This is a genomic window from Actinomadura rubteroloni, assembly GCF_002911665.1.
GTDB lineage: Bacteria > Actinomycetota > Actinomycetes > Streptosporangiales > Streptosporangiaceae > Spirillospora > Spirillospora rubteroloni.
Genome location: NZ_MTBP01000002.1, coordinates 1,529,240 through 1,544,598 on the forward strand (window position 1 = coordinate 1,529,240; position 15,359 = coordinate 1,544,598).

Consider the following 15,359-nt stretch of genomic DNA (forward strand, 5'->3'; position numbering starts at 1 on the left):
GTCACCTTTTCCGGCGTCGCCCGCGACCCGCCGGATACCGGACTTTGACGTCCGCGCGGGCATCGGAGTACCCGATCGGCGCCGGATGCGGCACTCTTACTCCCATGCCACAGAGCCACGGCACGCGCGGCCGGTCGTCCTCGCGCGCTCGCGGCGGGAACCGGCGGCGCGGGACGGGCCGGCCGCGCCGGGGACCCGCGCCCCACGCGACTCCGGACGCGCACGACGTCCTGCCATCCGATCTCTACGACGAGCCGCGCCGGCCGCTGGCCGTCCGGATCCTGACGCACAACGCGACGATCGCGGGCGGCTGCCTCGCCCTCGTCGCGACCGTGACGCTGGTGCTCGACCCGAGCACGTTCACCGGGCACAAGGCGCAGCCGCCCGCGAGCGTGCGGGGGCTGTCGGCGAACGAGATGCTGGACCACTGGAAGACGTCCGACATGGACCCGATCGCGGCGAACATCGTCGCGAACGCCAAGGAGCGCGCCTACAAGGAGCAGGAGGCCGAGCTGGCGCGGCTGCGGGCCAAGGCGAAACGGGACGCGGCGGCGCGCGCGAAGCTGGAGGCGATCCGCAAGCGCGAGGAGGAGCGCAAGCGGCTCGCGCGGATGAACCCGTCGGCGGGGCAGAACAAGGCGTTCGGGCAGAAGATGAACGCCGCGCGCGGCTGGGGGCGGTGCTGGCCGTCGCTGCTGACGCTGTGGAACCACGAGAGCGGCTGGAACGAGCGCGCGATGAACGCGGGCAGCGGCGCGTACGGGATCCCGCAGGCACTGCCGGGGTCGAAGCTGGCGAGCGCCGGTCCCGACTGGCGGACCAGCTCCCCGACACAGATCGCCTGGGGCCTCGGCTACATCAAGGCTCGCTACCACGATCCGTGCGGCGCCTGGGCGTGGTGGTCGTCGCACCACTGGTACTGATGAGAAGGGTCGGCTGGGTGCTCGTCCTGGCGCTGGCCGGGTGCGGGACGCAGCACGCCGGAGCGCCGCCCGCGTCGCCGTCGCCGTCCCCGAGCGCCGCGAGCCCGTACGTCGAGCCGGGCGTCGTGGACGGCGCCCCGCACGAAGGCGAGAACGGCGCGCCGCGCCGGGCGCGCGAGATGTCCGACGCCGACGCGCGGGCGGCGCGGCGGGCCGTCGCGCGGGTGCGGCCCGTCCTGGAGCGGCTGCGGCGGGACGGGCGGATCGCGCCGGGCGACGTCCGCACCGCGCTGCTCGGCCTCTTCCCGGCCGCCGACGTGACGGTCGGACGCGCGCAGCAGCGGTCCGCGCCGACGCCGCCGCCGGGCGCGGAGTACGGCGTCCGGATCGGGACGACCGGATGCGTCACCGGGGCCGTCGGCGTCGCGCGCGTGTGGGCCGACGCGAACGGTCTCTATCCCGAGACGGGCTGCCTGCCGCCCGCCTTCGCGCACTGACGCACGGCACGATGGGGGCATGGCGACGTCCAGCGAGAAAGCGACCGGGCGACGGTGGTCCCGCGCCGACGCGACGCGGCGGGCGCTGCTCGATGCGGCCCTGCACGTGTTCGCCGACCGAGGGTACGCCGACGCGGGCATCGCGGAGATCGTCGAGCGGTCCGGCGTGAGCGTCGGCAGCCTCTACCACCACTACGGCGGCAAGGCGGGCCTGTACCTCGCGCTCGCCGAGGACCTGTGGCGCGGGCAGGAGGACGCGGCGGCGCACGCCGTCGCGGCGGCCCGGACCGACGGCGCGGACGACCCGATCGCGCTGTTCCTCGCGGGCGCCCGCGCCTACCTCGCCGCGTGCTGGGAGCGGCGGGACGCGGCGCGGCTGTTCCAGGTCGGCGAGGGGCCGTCGGGGTTCGCGCTGCTGCGCCGCAAGCGCGCGCAGCACTGGGTCGGGCAGAACACCAAGCTGCTCGCCGGGCACGGGGACGGCCCGGCGCCGCAGGTGCTCAGCCTCGTCCTGACGACCGTGATCGGCGAGGCGGGCCGGGAGATCGCGCTCGCCGAGGACGCCGCCGAGGCGCGGGACGTCCGCGAAGAGGTGCTGCGGATCCTCGCGCGCCTCGCCGGGTGACGGCCGGGAGCGGACCTCGTGGATGAAGCGGACCTCGCTGGTGCCGCGGATCCTCGCGCGCCTCGCCGGGTGACGGCTCAGCCCGCCGGGCAGCGCGCGGGGTCGTCGCAGATCTTCAGCGCGGCGGACCGGCGGAACAGCTCGCGGATCTCGCGCGGGTCGCGGACCTGCTGCGCGAGGCCGCCCGTCGCCGCCGCGATCCGGCGCAGCGACGCCAGGTCGGTGTCCGGGCCGAACGCCAGGCCGACCACCTGCACCGGACGCGCCTTGTCGTTCTCCTTGCGCAGCGCCCGCAGCAGCGCGTCCTCGGTGAGGCCGCGCCGGTAGTCGTTGCGCCCGTCGGTGAGGACGAGGACGACGTTCGTCATGTCGTCGCGGTACCCGGCGCGCACGGCCCGGACCGCCGCGAGCACCGAGTCGTAGAGGCCCGTGTCGCCGTCCTTCTTCGGGCGCAGCGACGTCAGCGCCTGCTGGAGGCCCGCGCGCTGCGTCCCGCCCGCCTGGACGGACCCGAGCCGCCGCAGCGGGACGACCTCCCGGTAGGGCTTCTCGCCGTCCAGCGCCGTCGCGAACGCCCACAGGCCGACCTCGGCGTCGTCGGGCAGGAGCGCGAGGCCCTGCTCCAGCTCGCCGGACGTGACGTCCATCCGGGCGCGCCTGGTGCCCTTGACCTGCTGCGTCATGGATCCCGAGACGTCCAGGACGGTCAGCATCCGCGTGCCGAGCCGCATCTTCCGCCACATCTCCAGCGTCTGGACGACCGTCGGGGCGTCGCCCGCGCCGTTCCCGGCCGGGGCCGCGCCGAGCCCGAGCACGTCGGAGACGCCGCGCGCCGGGGCGCCGTCGGCGGGCCGCAGCCCGATCCGCGCGAGCTGCGCCTTCCCTTCGGGCGTCCGCAGCGCGGCGAGCAGTGCACGGGCGGCTGAGGCTTTGCGGTCGTCGGCGACGATCACCGGGAAGTCGAGGGACACCGCGTCGGCCGGGATCACGGCGGACACGCCGCCGCCCTGGCGGACCCGCCGCCACACCGCCTGCTCGGAGACGGCGACGACCGACCCCGCGTCCAGGCCCCGGAACGCCGACTCGGCGTCGTCGGCGACCACGCCGCCGCGCATGATCTCACTGAACGCGCCCGGTTCGGCGGGCGTCGCGCCGACCGCGCGGCGGGTGAGCAGCAGCGCGGCCAGGCCGGACGCGTCGCGCATCGGGTCCAGGACGCGCAGCACGGGCGCCGTCCCGTCCCGCGCCGGCCGCAGGTCCGTCCAGTCCGTGACGGGCGCGACGCCCGGACGCCGCGCGAGGACGACCGGGGACCGCGCCGCCGAGCCGACCGTCCGTCCCTTCGCGGCGACGTTCAGGGCGAGCCACAGCGAGGAGTCGGGGATGTAGACGTCGGCGCGCGTGCTGCCCGCCGCGTCGCCCGCCATGGCGTCGGACACGACGGCGTCCACCCGGACGTCGAGACAGTTGTCGTCACCGTCCAGCCGCCGCCCGGCGGCGGTGACGGCCGAGGCGACCGCCGGATCAGCCGCGACGGTCACCCGCGTCGCGCCGTCGCACCTGCCGCCCACCCCGGCCCGCAGCGCCCCCACGCCCACGACGACGAGCACGACGGCCAACGTCACCAGCGTCCAGTTCGGCGGCCGTCCGCCCCCGCGCGCCTGCCGCCCCCGCCACGCGTCCCGCCTCGGCCCCGGCGCCACCGGCACCTCCCGCGGCGGCGCCGGCACCGCGACCACCGCCGCAGGCCCCGCCGCGAGCGGCGACGCAGGCAGCACGGGCGCGACGTCGGTCGCCGGGGAGGCCGCCGCGAACGGCAGCGCGGGCACGCCGTCCGCCGCCGAACCCGCTGCGAACGGCAGCGCAGGCAGAACCGGGACGGCGTTCCCCGTCGGCCGCGCGGGCACGGCGTCCGCCGCGGGCAGCGGCGCCTCCGGCGGCGAACCCGCCGCCAGCGGCAGCGCGGGCACGGCGTCGGCCGTCGGCGGACTCGCTGCGAACGGCGGCGCGGGCAGTACCGGCGCAGTCTCTCCCGTCGGGGAACCCACCGCCAGCGGCAGCGCGGGCAGGGCGTCCGCCGCGGGCGGCGGTGCCTCCGGCGGCGGGGTCGGGAGCGGTGGCGCGGGCTCCGCCGCCGACGTGTTCGGTGCGAGGGGCGGCGCGGCCTCGGCTGTCCGTGGGCCCGGCGGGATGGGGGGTTCGGGGGTTCGTGGGGGGTTCAGGGCGTAGGGGAGGGTGGGGAGGCCCGGGTCGGGAGCCGGGGACGGAACGGTGCGTGTGCTCTCGTCGTCGGGAGTTGAGCGCATGGTGGCCGCCTTCACGGGGTCCCGCAGCCGGGCGGACGGCCGGGGCCGCCCGCGCGGACGAGGGGGGCGGGCCCGCGCGGGCCTGGGCTCGTCCGCGCGGTCCATGAAACCCGGGCCGCCGGGGGGCCGCATGAGTCCCGGGTCCCGGGCCCCGGCCCAATTCAGCGGGCCGGGAGGTAGCCCGCGTCGGACGGGCGGAGGCGGCGGACGGCCAGGGCGGCGAGCGCGGCTCCGGCGGCGGCCTCGACGGCGGCGACCAGGCCGCCCGCCAGGGCGTGCGAACCGGCGCCCGCGACGACGCTCAGCGCCGCGGCCAGGGCCGGGACGCCGAACAGCGCGACCGCGTGCGCCGGGCCTCGCCCGCGGTGGACGGCGTCCGCGACCACGACCGCGAGGCCCAGCGCGACCGTCCACGGCACATGGACGAGCAGCACGGTCGCGACCGAGGACGGCCACGTGGTGACGTGCGCTCCGGCGAGCAGCACGAGCGCGGCGTCCAGGACGAGCCCGGCGACGACGGTCCCCAGCGCGGCGGCGAGCGCCAGTACGACTCGCATCAGTCCCCCTTCAGCGCGACGGACTTCACGATCGCGTCGACGTCGGCGGCGGGCAGCTCCCCCCGGACGGCGGTGACGCGCACGACGTAGACGGCTCGGTTCCGCACCGCCACGACGTCCGTTCCCTCGGTCGGTCGCCGGGGCCGGTCGTCGGAGAGGTAGCTGTACGACAGGCGGCTCGCGCTGTCGGCGTGCGCGACGTGAACCGTCTGCACCGGGCCGCGCCGGTAGTCGCGGCCGATGAGGCGGCCCGCCTGGAGCGCGGCGACGGCGAGCGCCGCCGTCGTCGCCGCGACGGGCCGTTCGAGGACGGTGAGCCGCGCGACCGTCCGTCCGTTCTCGACCCGCACCGCCGTGAACGCGCCGCCCGCCTGCCGCTGCCAGCCCTTCGGGTAGCCGAACCGCACGTGCGCGGTCCGCGCCGCGACGAGCCGGGAGTCGCCGCCGCAGCCCGCCGCGCCGCACAGGACGGCCAGCAGCGCCGCCGTGAACGTTCGCATGTCAGCCCACGCATTCGGTGTAGGGGACGAACTCCCGCCGGCCGCTGCGGGGTGCGCCGAGATATTCCGCTCCGGTCGTCCGGTTCGTCGAGCTGGACTGGGAGTACTCGGCGCCGAGCACGAGCCCCAGTTTGGCCTCGGCGCCGATCTCGAAACTGTCGTTGGTGTTCTCGGTCGTCTGTTTCAGGACCTGCCCCTTCTGGTACAGGAGCCGGTCGAAGACGCTCGCGTTCGGCCCCGGGTCCGTGCGGACGACATCGTCGTCCCCGCCCATGTACTTGAGCAGGCTGAGCGGCATGTGCGTCGGATTCTCCTGGAGCCAGCGCGCCATCGCGGCCCGGTCGGCGTCGTTGTCCAGCGGGACGGTCTGGGTGACCGTCTCGACGGTCTTGGCGCCGTCCTTGTCCTTTCCGTTCCCCTTGCCGTCCTGGTAGTTGCCGCCGATCTTCCCGTTCGACCTGCCGCCCTTCTCGAACGTCGTCTGGAACGTCACGGCGATCAGCTTTCCGTCCTTGTCGAACACGAGGCGCTCACCGCCGGTCCATTTCAGCTCGCCCTCGCCGCCCGCGCCGAGCACCTCGCCGGACCCGCTGAGCGTCCCGGACATGCCGACGAAGTACGACGTCCTCGGATTCGACGGATCGGTGTTGTCCTGCGTCACCGCGACGTCCTCGCCGTACTCCACCTTGCCTTTCAGGCCGGTGTTGATGTTGAGGTTCCAGTCGTCGGAGCCGTCGCCCTTCGGCCCTATCTGCGGCAGGTACAGGCCGAGCGACCCCTCGACCGACTCCTTGTAGCTGATCGTCGTCGTGGTGATCTCGGGGTCCTTGATGTGGGGACGGCCGGTGAGATCGTCGACCTTGTCCACGACCCAGCCCGTGATCGGATTGTTCATCCCCGGAATGACGTTCTCCGCAACGCTTTTCGCCGTGTCACGGGTGGCCAGTTCCTTGATGTCGCCCTGGAACTTGTCGGCCTCCGCGCCGTTCTTGAAGACGTAGGTGTCGCCGACGCCGACCTTGATGCTCCCGGCGACCGTGATCTCCGCGCCCAACTTCACGTTCTTCCCCAGGCTGATCTTTCCGCCCGCGCCGACCTCCAGGCCGACCGTGTCGCCGTTCGGGACGACCGTGAGGCGCACCGTCCCGTCCGCCATCTCCTGGCGCAGGAACGACCATTCCTTGCCGACCTTCACGATCGCGATCTTGATCGTCCCGCCGTACTTCTGCTCGGACGCCGACCGCTCGCACGTCTTCGGCTTGAAATCGCTGTCTTTCGCCTTGGGCGGCGTCTGGCAGTGCCCGCCGAAGATGCGGCACAGCGCGGGCGGGACGACCCGGCCGATCTCCTCGGGGATCGCGAGCGCCAGCAGCACCGCGAAGATCGTCGCGCCGACGACCAGCAGCGCCGCCCACTCCAGCCCGCTCGCGCCGCGGTCGGACCTCCCGCGCCGCTTCGACCTCATCGCGACCGCTCCTCAGCGCCGAGCATCCGTCCTGGCGCAGGACGGTAGGCCGCCGATCCGCGTCCGGCGAGGGCCCACGGACCCAACTCCGGGCCCAACCGCTCCGCGCGTCAGGTCCCGGCGCCGAAGGCGGGCGGCGGGCCGGGCTCGTCGCCGCGCGGCGGCTCCCCGGGCGGCGCGAACGGCGTGCTCGGCGGGCGCGGCGGCGGCCAGACCCGCTCGTCGCGCGGCGGGACGGCCAGCGGATCGGTCGCGCCCGGCGGCTGGAGCCACGGCGCCCGCTCGGGCGGGACGGCCTGCCCGTAGAAGCCCTCCCAGCCCTTCTCCAGCGCGGCGGGCGGACGGTCCTCCGGCGCGTCCCTGGCCAGCCCGCGCGCCATCGCGAGCCCGACCGCGACGCCGAACAGCGCCTCGATGACGTGCAGCACGACGCCGAACGCCGAGAACGCGCGCGGCACGCCCGCGGCGACACCGCACGCGGTCGCCGCGCCGGGCACGACCAGGACGAGCCCGACGCGCGCGACGACGCCCGCCGACCGCCGCAGGTACGCGCCCGCCGCCCACGCCGCGAGGAAGTTCGCCACGATCCACGGCAGGTGGACGCGCATGATCTGGTCGAGGTCGTCGCCGCTGTCGTCCGGGCCGAACACCAGGAGCGCGCCGAAGCCCAGCGCGAACACGAGGACCGCCGCCGTCCATCCGCCGAGCACCGCACGCATGCGGGTCACCGTACGCGCCGGCCCGCGTCCGCCCAAGGGCCCGCGGTCCCGTCCGGGGGACCCAGCGCGTCAGCCGTCGAACCGCATCGCGTACTGCGCCTGCCGGTAGTTCGAGACCATCACCAGCGTCCCGGTCTGCTGCGCCTCGACCATCTTCCCGCCGCCCGCGTAGATCGCGACGTGGTGCGTCGGCAGGTCGCCGTAGAAGACGAGGTCGCCCGCCCGCAGCTCGGACGGCGACGGGGTGATCCGCCGTCCGCGCGGGTCCTGCACCTGGTTGCCGGTGTAGTGCGCCAGCGCGAGCTTCCCGTGCGACGCCTGGTACACCGAGTACAGCGTCAGCCCGCTGCAATCGAACCCGACGGTGTTCGCCCCGGTACCGATCCCGCGCGACGGGCCGCTGTACGTACCGCCGCCCCACGAGTACCAGACCTTGCCGACCCAGCACATCGCCCACGCGACGACGCGCTCGCCGAACGGCAGCTCGTCCGCGGGCTTCTTGCCGGACGTGGCGCACTCGGACACGACCTGGTCGCCCGGGGCGCCGCCGAGCCCGTCCGGCACCCCGCTGTAGGCGACCGGGTCGGCCCGGTCCACCAGGCGGATCTTGAACAGTCGCTCGACCCGGGCGCGGTCGCCGTGCGGGAACGTTTGGACGCCGTCGCACACCAGCCGTCCGCTGACCGGCCCCGTCGCGCCCGTCGGGGACGGGTCGGGCAGGTACGCGCACTCCGGGGTGTGGAGCGTCGCGTAGGCGCGGGCCGTGCCGAACCGTCCGATTCCCTGCTTCCCGGACGTCTCGGTGCACAGGTTCCGGTGGTGGCGGAGGTCGTCCTTCTCCTTCGCCGTCAGCTCGTTCTCGTGCTTGAGCTGGCAGTCGGCCGTCCGGACGTCCGCGCGGGCCGTGTCGCCCGCCGCGCCGCTGAGCGCGACCGTCCCGACGAGACGCGCGTCGTTCTTCTCGGCGTACGTCCGGGCGTACCCGTCGGCCGTGCCCGCGACCATCCAGTAGCCCGCGCCGGCCGGGTCGATGCCCTGGAGCGCCATGCCGACGCCCGCGTCGCGCAGCGGGGCGAGGGCGCCGAGCACGGCCGCGTCCGCGCCGGTCTGCGCCCGGGTGCGCAGGTCGTCGGCGTGCGCGATGCGGCTGAACGCCAGCAGGCCGGCGATCAGCGCGAGCGCCGCTCCGACGACGATGACCGTCGTGGCGGCGCCGCGATCGCCCGGACCCCGGCGCGCCTTGAGCCGGTCCAGCATCACGTGGTCCCCATACCGTCGATCATGACTGTCCCGGCAGGACGATAAACCGCCGCCACGGCGTGCCGACAGGGCCCAGGGACCTAGCACGGCCGTCCTTTGACCGGCTCCTTGCGGCGGGTCGCACGCTCTAGCCCGCGCGGACGAACACGGCGGCCGTCCCGTCCAGGTAGGTGCGCCGCCAGTGCGCGTCGCGGACGAGCGCCTGGGTCAGCGGCGCGTCGCGCGGCCACACCACGACGGTCACCCGGTAGGCGTCCAGGATCTCCGCCCAGCGCGGCGCGACGGCCGCGACGTCGGCGTACCGCTGCGACAGGCGGCGCGGGTACATGTCGTAGCGGTCGTCCGCGAAGACCTTCTGCCGGTCGGGGCCGTAGGTGAGCATCGTGTACCCGGCCCACACGTCGGTGGTGAAGAGGCGCTGCCCGAGTTGCCCGCGCTCGTCCAGGGCGCGCAGCGCGGCGACGGGGTACTCGCGGACGTCGAAGTCCGGACGGGCCGCGACGACGCCCGTCCACAGCGCGCCCGCCGCGACGACGCCCGCGACGAGCAGCAGGTTGAACGCCCGTCCGAGGTCCGGGCGGGGCACCGGACGGGCCGCCAGCCGCGCGGCGATCGGCAGCGTGGCGATCGGCGCGACCGCGATGTTGCGCTGCGCCCACAGCCCGAGCAGGACGAACGGGACGGTGACGGCCACGTCCCGCCGCGACGGCCGCGTCCGCGCGAGGACCCCGATCAGCACCACGATCCACACCGCGAACAGGAGCCCCTGCGGGCTGCGGACGGACGGCGACATCCACTCCCCCACGCCCGACAGCACGTCGCTCAACCCGAGCAGGCGGAACGGGAACAGGACATTCGCGACGCCGTACGGCGTGGCGAAGCAGGCCGCGAACGCGATCCCGGCGCCCTGCGCGATCCGCCGCTCCCGGCCGCGCCAGAACGAATGCCCGTCCAGCCACCGCCCGGCGAGGTGCAGCCCGAGGTAGCCGAACCCGATGGCCCACGTGCCGTGGACGTTCGCCCACACGTACAGCAGGACCGGGATCGCGACGAGCGGACGCCGCCCGAGCCGCGATTCTGGCAATTCGACCAGGCTGACGAGCAGCAGAAGGGTGAGGACGCCGATCGCGAGCGGCCGTTCCGACCACAGCATCGCCGAGCCGAGAATGGCGGGAATTCCGAGGAAGACGGCCGTGACGTGGTCGCGGGCGAGCCGCATCGCCAACCGGAAGGCGAGCCCGGCGATGGCCGCGCTGAGAACGGCCCCGAAAACGCGGACGCCGATCGGCCCGAAAAGGTCGTCCAGGCCACCGTACAGCACTTCGGCGAGCCAGGACTGGACGACCCAGGGCCGTCCGGGAACCGTATAGGAATAGATGTCGCCGCGCGGGAAGCCGTGGTCGATGATCCAATGGCCCGTGCGCAGGTGCCAGAAGAAGGAATTGTCCTTCAGCGGATGGATACCGAGCGCGGCGCCGAACACGATCCAGGCGGCCGTGAACACCGCCGCCATTCCCGGACGGCCGAGACCGCGCCGCTTAGGCTGCGGCGCGTCCGGCGCCTGCGGAAGGGCGTCGGGCGCATTCTGCAGGAGAGGCCGCATGCCGCTCACGGTACGGACGCCCGGGACGGCCGGACAGGGCCCGAAGGCCCACTTGCGGACCCAGTTTCAGCCGCTGACGGCGACGCCCTTCACCGGCACCGCGAACTCGAACCACGGCAGTTCGACGTCCACGCTCCGGACCTCCGGCGGCGTCGCGTAGACGTCGGTGAGCGTGACGGTCTCGTGCGGGTCCAGGTAGGCGTTGAACCGGATGGCCGTCTGCGTGCAGAGGCAGGTGGCCGCGCTGTCCATGACGGGCCAGTACCGCATCTTCCCGGCCGGGTCGAGCAGCCGGGCGCCGGTCGTGCCGGGCGCGGAGTACTGGAGCGAGGAGTACTTGCCGAGCCCGGCCAGGTACTGCTGCTCGCCCGACTCGTTGGTGATCGACCAGGTCAGGACGGCCAGGCCGCCCGAATCGCGGCGCAGCGAGTCCACGGTGAACGTCAGGTTGTTGGCCTTCATGATCAGGCTGTTCGGGCCGGTGAAGGACGGCCGCGCGGACGCGACGGGCGTCCCGGACGGCGCCGGCGGGGCGCTCGCCGCGGGCGCGGGCGGCCGGGCGAACGTCACCGCGACGCGCCGGTTCTTGCGCCGTCCCTCGTCGGACCCGTTGTCGGCGACCGGGTCGGCCGAGCCGTGCCCGGCGGCGGCGAACGTGACGCCCTGCCGCGTGACCAGCGACTTCAGCCGGTTCTGCACGGCCTCGGCACGCGCCCGCGACAGCGGATCGTTGATCGCGTCGTTGCCCGAGTTGTCGGTGTAGCCGTCGATCTTCACCTCGGTGCCGCGCGACGCGTCGATCTGCTGGGCGACCTTGCGCAGCGTGGCGTCCGCGCGCGGCGACAGATCGGCCTTGTTCAGGGCGAACAGGACGTCGGTGGAGAGCCGGACGCGCGTGTCGTTGCCGTCCTGGTCGATGGACTCCTCGGCGCCCTCGGCCGTCCCGGTGAGCGTCCGGACGACCGGTTTCCCGAGCTGCGCCGATCCCGGATCCGCCTGCCCCGGCGTCGCGGGCGCGCTGCCGCTGCCGACCTTGACGCCGGTGAACGGCGGCGCGAGCGGGACGAACACGCTCACGGTCGCCGCCTGCGGCGCGGGGTAGACGGCGTAGAGGTCCAGGCTGCGTCCGGGCCCGATCTCCTGCATGTCCACCTTGGTGCACAGGCAGGTGCCGTCGGCGGTGCTGAGCGGGTAGTACATCTTCATCGCGGCGCCGTCCAGCAGCGCGACGCCGCCCATGCCGAGGATCCCGGCGACCTTGTTCCCGCTCCCCCGGTCGGCGAGCGGCCCGGCGAGCGTCATCGTGCCCCTGCCGTCGTTGACGAGCCGCAGCCGCGCCGTGACGGTGCCGTTCGCGCTCGGCCGCAGCGCCAGCAGCTCGACGTGCGCGGGGCCGTCGTTGTGCGCGAACGGCCGGGTCTGCAGGACGGTCGCGGCCGTCCCCCCGCCGGACGTCCCCGGGGTCGGCCGTGCCTCCGGCTTCTTCGCGTCCCCGCCGCAGCCGGACAGGGTCAGGACGAGCGCCGTGAAAGCGGCGGCGCACGCCGTCGAGCGTCGGGGAGCCAGTTTCGTCATCGCGGAAGAACGCCCTTCTCAACATGCGGCATTTTCACGTTCCCCGGCCGGGAGACGCCATGCGAAAACGGCAAGAGGATACCGCTGCGCACGGTATCCCCTTGCCGTTTCGACCCCGTATGCGGTTGCGGCGAATCACCGCAGGACGGGAGCCCGGCGCTTAGCCGTTGCCGCCGCTGCTGCTGCCGCCGCCACCGCTGAAGATCTTGTCCAGCGCGCTGCCGACCGCCGTGCTCAGCTTGTCGACGATTCCCGCCGCGTACAGCGCGGCCACGATCGCCGCCGCGAGAACGATCAGCGCCGCGTACTCGATGAGGCTCGCGCCCTCGTCGCTCCGCCGCGCGTCCGCCAGTTCCCGGTGCTTGTCGGCGGCCCAGTCGATCCGACCGAGAACGAACAGGTGAAGTGTCGCGTAAAGAGGTGAGAGGTTCATTTCTGGACTCCCGGACTCGTGATCCCACCGCGTTGTCGTGGTCAACGGTAGGGATCCGGGAACTGCCCTCCCAGGGCCCGGCGGCCCAATCACCGGCGCCGCCCGGACCCAAATCGCGTTGGGTCCCCGTCACCGGCCGGCCCCGCCGCCGTCGGTCCCGAGCCAGGACGCGATCGCCGACGCCCGCGACGTCACGCCGAGCTTGGCGTAGATCCGGTTCACGTGGTTCTTCACGGTCTTCTCGGCGAGGAACAGCCGGGCCGCGATCGCGCCGTTGGAGTGCCCCTGCACGATCAGCCGCATGACCTCGGCCTCCCGCGCCGACAGCCCGAACCGGTCCCGGTCTGGCGGGACGGGCGGCGGTTCCGGTTCGGCGGGCGCGGTCCGCGCGGGGATCCCGACCAGCGCCGTCAGCGCGACCGGCGACAGCGCGTGCACGCCGCTGATCGCCCCCCGCACGGCGGCGGTCAGTTCCTCGGCGGAGAACGTGCCGTGGACGAGGTAGCCCATCGCCCCGCCCTCGATCGCCCGCCGGATCACCTGCTGGTCCTCGGTGTAGGTCAGCATGATGACGCGGGTGAACGTGCTGAGCGTCCGGACGGCCTCGACGCCGTCCATCAGCGGCATCTGCACGTCGAGCAGCACCAGGTCGGGGCGGAGCCGCTCGGCCGCCTCCAGCGCCGTCCGCCCGTCGCCCGCCTCCCCGGCGATCTCGAAGCCGGACGACTCCAGCAGCGACACCAGGCCCGACCGCACGACGAGGTTGTCGTCGACCACCAGGATCCTCGGGACGTCCATTCAGCTCACCTCGACCGGATGTTCGACGGGTTCTTCCAGGGGCAGCCGGACGGTCACGGTCGTCCCCGCGCCGGGGGCGGACCGCACCGCCGCCGCGCCGCCCACCCGCGCGGCGCGCTCGTGCAGCCCGACGACGCCGTAGTGGCCCGCGCGGGCGAGCGCGGGCAGGCCGGGCGGCGCGAACCCCCGGCCGTCGTCGGCGATCTCCAGGACGACGCCGTCGTCCTCGTCCACGAACGAGCGGACCCGCACCGAGCCCGCGCCCGCGTGCCGCGCGACGTTCGCCAGCGCCTCCGACAGGATCGCGACCGCCTCGTAGCGGGCCAGGGGCGGCAGGTCGGCGTCCGGCGCGAGGTCCAGGACGACCGGGACGCCGTGCTCGCGCGACCACGCCCCGGCGATCTCCGCGACGGCCTGCGGCAGCGACCGCTGGACGGCCTGCGCCCGCAGGTCGGTGAGCAGGTGCCGGGCCTCGCGGGACGCGATCTCGGTGGCGGCGGCGATCCGCGCGGCCTCCTCGATCCCCCGGCCGGGGTCGCGCTCGACCCAGCCGGGCAGCGCCGCCGCCGACAGCGCGATGCCGCGCAGCGTCTTGGCGAGCGAGTCGTGCATCTCGCGGGCGAGCCGGGCGCGCTCCTCGGCGGCGGCGGCGGCGACCTCGGCGCGCCGCCGGGCCGCCGCCAGGCGCTCCTGGTCGTCGAAGAGGCGGTGTAAGGCCGTCCCGGCGAAACCGGCGAGCGGGTAGAAGCAGGGCTGGCCGACGAGCGCCTGGAAGCTGTCGGCGACGGCCGGCTCGTTCGCGGGCGAGAACGCGAACGTCGCGTAGTACAGGACGATCTGCGCCGCGCTCACCCCCGCCACGCCCCGCCACCGGTACAGCAGCCCCGCGACGGCGCCGGTGATGACGGTCGACAGGAAGAACGGCCCGGACGTCCCGCCGATCCCGAGGACCGCGAACGACACGCACAGATCGGCCGCCATGAGGATCGGGTGCCGCAGCAGCCACGGGACGAGCAGCTCCCAGTAGTTCGCCGCGAGCCACGACAGCAGCACCACGCACGTGACCAGCACGAACGTCTGCGGGACGAGCCGCACGCGCGGGATCAGCAGCAGCGTGATCGCCGCGATGAGCATCCGCACCTGCATGAGCAGGCTGAAGGCGGCCCCGACCCGCTCGGGCAGCCCGTCCGGCGCGCGGTCGCCGCGTTCAGTTCCCGAAGAATCCACCGAGGCTCGCTCCCGTTCCGAAGAACATCCCCCCGAGGACGACCAGCATGACCGCCGGCAGCGACAGCGCCGTCGTGACCGCCGTGATCTGCGGCGTCGTGCGCTGCGCCTTGCGCTTGGCCCACTGCGACGACTCGCGGCGCATGTCGGAGCTGATGTCCATCAGCGCCGTCTGCAAAGGGGCGCCCAACTCCTCGGCCTGGAGCAGCGCGGTGACGAACGACGCCAGCGCCTCGGAGCTGTTGCGGCTGCGTAGGTCGTCGAACGCCTCGCGGCGGGACGTCCCCAGCTCCATCTGCCGCAGGGCGATCATGAACTCGTCGGCCAGCGCCCCCGGCATGCTGCCCGCGACGCGGGTCAGCGCGACGCGGAAGCTGAGGCCCGCCGAGACCGTCACGGCGAGGACGTCCAGGAAGTCCGGCAGCGACTTCTGGATGTCGTTCTGCCGCGCGTTCATCCGGCCGCGCAGCAGGCCCTCGTTCTGGAGCGCGCCGAGCAGGACGACGAACGCGAACGCGTACTGCCCGATCGCGACCATCAGCAGCGCGACGCCCGCGAAGATGACGACGTAGCCGGCCGTCGTCCGGGCGTAGCTCTCCACGGTCATGCCGCCGGGCCGTCCGGCCGCGTCGATGCGCTTGCGGATGCTCGCGCGCCAGGGCGCGAGCAGTTCCATCGCGAGGCCGGTGAACGGGCGTCCGACGATGTCCGCGAGCGTGTTGAGGATGAAGGCGTCGGCCTTCTTCGCGGGCTTGGGCGCCGCCGCCACCGCCGACTCGGCGACCCGCTCGCCCGCGCTCACCAGCGCGTACCCCCAGACCAGCAGCGCCACGCAGGCCATCGCCGCCAGGCCGAAACCGAGAACGATCAC

Annotated in this window: 15 protein-coding genes; 3 read left to right on the forward strand and 12 right to left on the reverse strand. The window is 74.2% G+C overall.

Annotated features, from left to right (window positions below; translation table 11 throughout):
- Nucleotides 1–104: 104 nt before the first annotated feature.
- From BTM25_RS18465 to BTM25_RS18475, 3 genes are read left to right on the forward strand one after another with little or no spacing between them, the layout of a single operon-like run.
- Nucleotides 105–923, forward strand: a complete 819-nt coding sequence (locus BTM25_RS18465; protein ID WP_103564098.1) for an aggregation-promoting factor C-terminal-like domain-containing protein — start codon at nt 105–107, stop codon at nt 921–923.
- On the forward strand, nt 923–1,420 hold the full coding sequence (locus tag BTM25_RS18470) for a hypothetical protein (RefSeq protein ID WP_103564099.1): 498 nt from the start codon (nt 923–925) through the stop codon (nt 1,418–1,420). The genes BTM25_RS18465 and BTM25_RS18470 overlap by 1 nt, the downstream gene beginning before the upstream one ends.
- A 19-nt stretch (nt 1,421–1,439) precedes the next feature.
- Nucleotides 1,440–2,045, forward strand: a complete 606-nt coding sequence (locus BTM25_RS18475) for a TetR/AcrR family transcriptional regulator (protein ID WP_103564100.1) — start codon at nt 1,440–1,442, stop codon at nt 2,043–2,045.
- Nucleotides 2,046–2,122: 77 nt separating this feature from the next.
- On the opposite strand, the gene BTM25_RS18480 is transcribed toward BTM25_RS18475, so the two are convergent.
- From BTM25_RS18480 to BTM25_RS18535, 12 genes are all read right to left on the reverse strand, one after another.
- Nucleotides 2,123–4,015, reverse strand: coding sequence for a substrate-binding domain-containing protein (locus BTM25_RS18480; protein WP_168212152.1), 1,893 nt, complete (start codon nt 4,013–4,015; stop codon nt 2,123–2,125).
- A 497-nt stretch (nt 4,016–4,512) separates the two neighbouring features.
- Entirely contained in the window at nt 4,513–4,908 is a 396-nt protein-coding gene (locus BTM25_RS18485; protein ID WP_103564102.1) for a hypothetical protein, read from the reverse strand.
- Nucleotides 4,908–5,408: a hypothetical protein gene (locus BTM25_RS18490; RefSeq protein WP_103564103.1), complete on the reverse strand. Its 501-nt coding sequence runs from the start codon at nt 5,406–5,408 to the stop codon at nt 4,908–4,910. The genes BTM25_RS18485 and BTM25_RS18490 overlap by 1 nt, the downstream gene beginning before the upstream one ends.
- A 1-nt stretch (nt 5,409) precedes the next feature.
- Nucleotides 5,410–6,873, reverse strand: coding sequence for a hypothetical protein (locus BTM25_RS18495; RefSeq protein WP_103564104.1), 1,464 nt, complete (start codon nt 6,871–6,873; stop codon nt 5,410–5,412).
- Nucleotides 6,874–6,983: 110 nt separating this feature from the next.
- Entirely contained in the window at nt 6,984–7,592 is a 609-nt protein-coding gene (locus BTM25_RS18500) for a hypothetical protein (protein ID WP_103564105.1), read from the reverse strand.
- A gap of 69 nt (nt 7,593–7,661) precedes the next feature.
- Nucleotides 7,662–8,849 carry an NlpC/P60 family protein gene (locus tag BTM25_RS18505; protein ID WP_103564106.1) on the reverse strand — a complete coding sequence of 396 codons (1,188 nt, stop codon included), beginning with the start codon at nt 8,847–8,849 and terminating at the stop codon, nt 7,662–7,664.
- Between the two features lie 130 nt (nt 8,850–8,979).
- Nucleotides 8,980–10,455 carry a hypothetical protein gene (locus BTM25_RS18510; protein WP_146059080.1) on the reverse strand — a complete coding sequence of 492 codons (1,476 nt, stop codon included), beginning with the start codon at nt 10,453–10,455 and terminating at the stop codon, nt 8,980–8,982.
- Between the two features lie 66 nt (nt 10,456–10,521).
- A complete protein-coding gene (locus tag BTM25_RS18515; RefSeq protein ID WP_235828472.1) occupies nt 10,522–12,030 on the reverse strand; it encodes an OmpA family protein in 1,509 nt (502 codons plus the stop codon).
- A gap of 160 nt (nt 12,031–12,190) precedes the next feature.
- The gene (locus BTM25_RS18520; protein WP_103564108.1) at nt 12,191–12,463 is read right to left on the reverse strand and encodes a hypothetical protein; all 273 of its coding nucleotides are present in this window, start codon (nt 12,461–12,463) and stop codon (nt 12,191–12,193) included.
- Between the two features lie 129 nt (nt 12,464–12,592).
- Nucleotides 12,593–13,261 (reverse strand): response regulator, encoded by a 669-nt coding sequence (locus BTM25_RS18525; RefSeq protein WP_103564109.1) that lies wholly within the window; start codon nt 13,259–13,261, stop codon nt 12,593–12,595.
- Nucleotides 13,262–14,488 carry a sensor histidine kinase gene (locus BTM25_RS18530; protein WP_103564110.1) on the reverse strand — a complete coding sequence of 409 codons (1,227 nt, stop codon included), beginning with the start codon at nt 14,486–14,488 and terminating at the stop codon, nt 13,262–13,264.
- Nucleotides 14,469–15,359, reverse strand: coding sequence for a type II secretion system F family protein (locus BTM25_RS18535; RefSeq protein ID WP_235828473.1), 891 nt, complete (start codon nt 15,357–15,359; stop codon nt 14,469–14,471). The genes BTM25_RS18530 and BTM25_RS18535 overlap by 20 nt, the downstream gene beginning before the upstream one ends.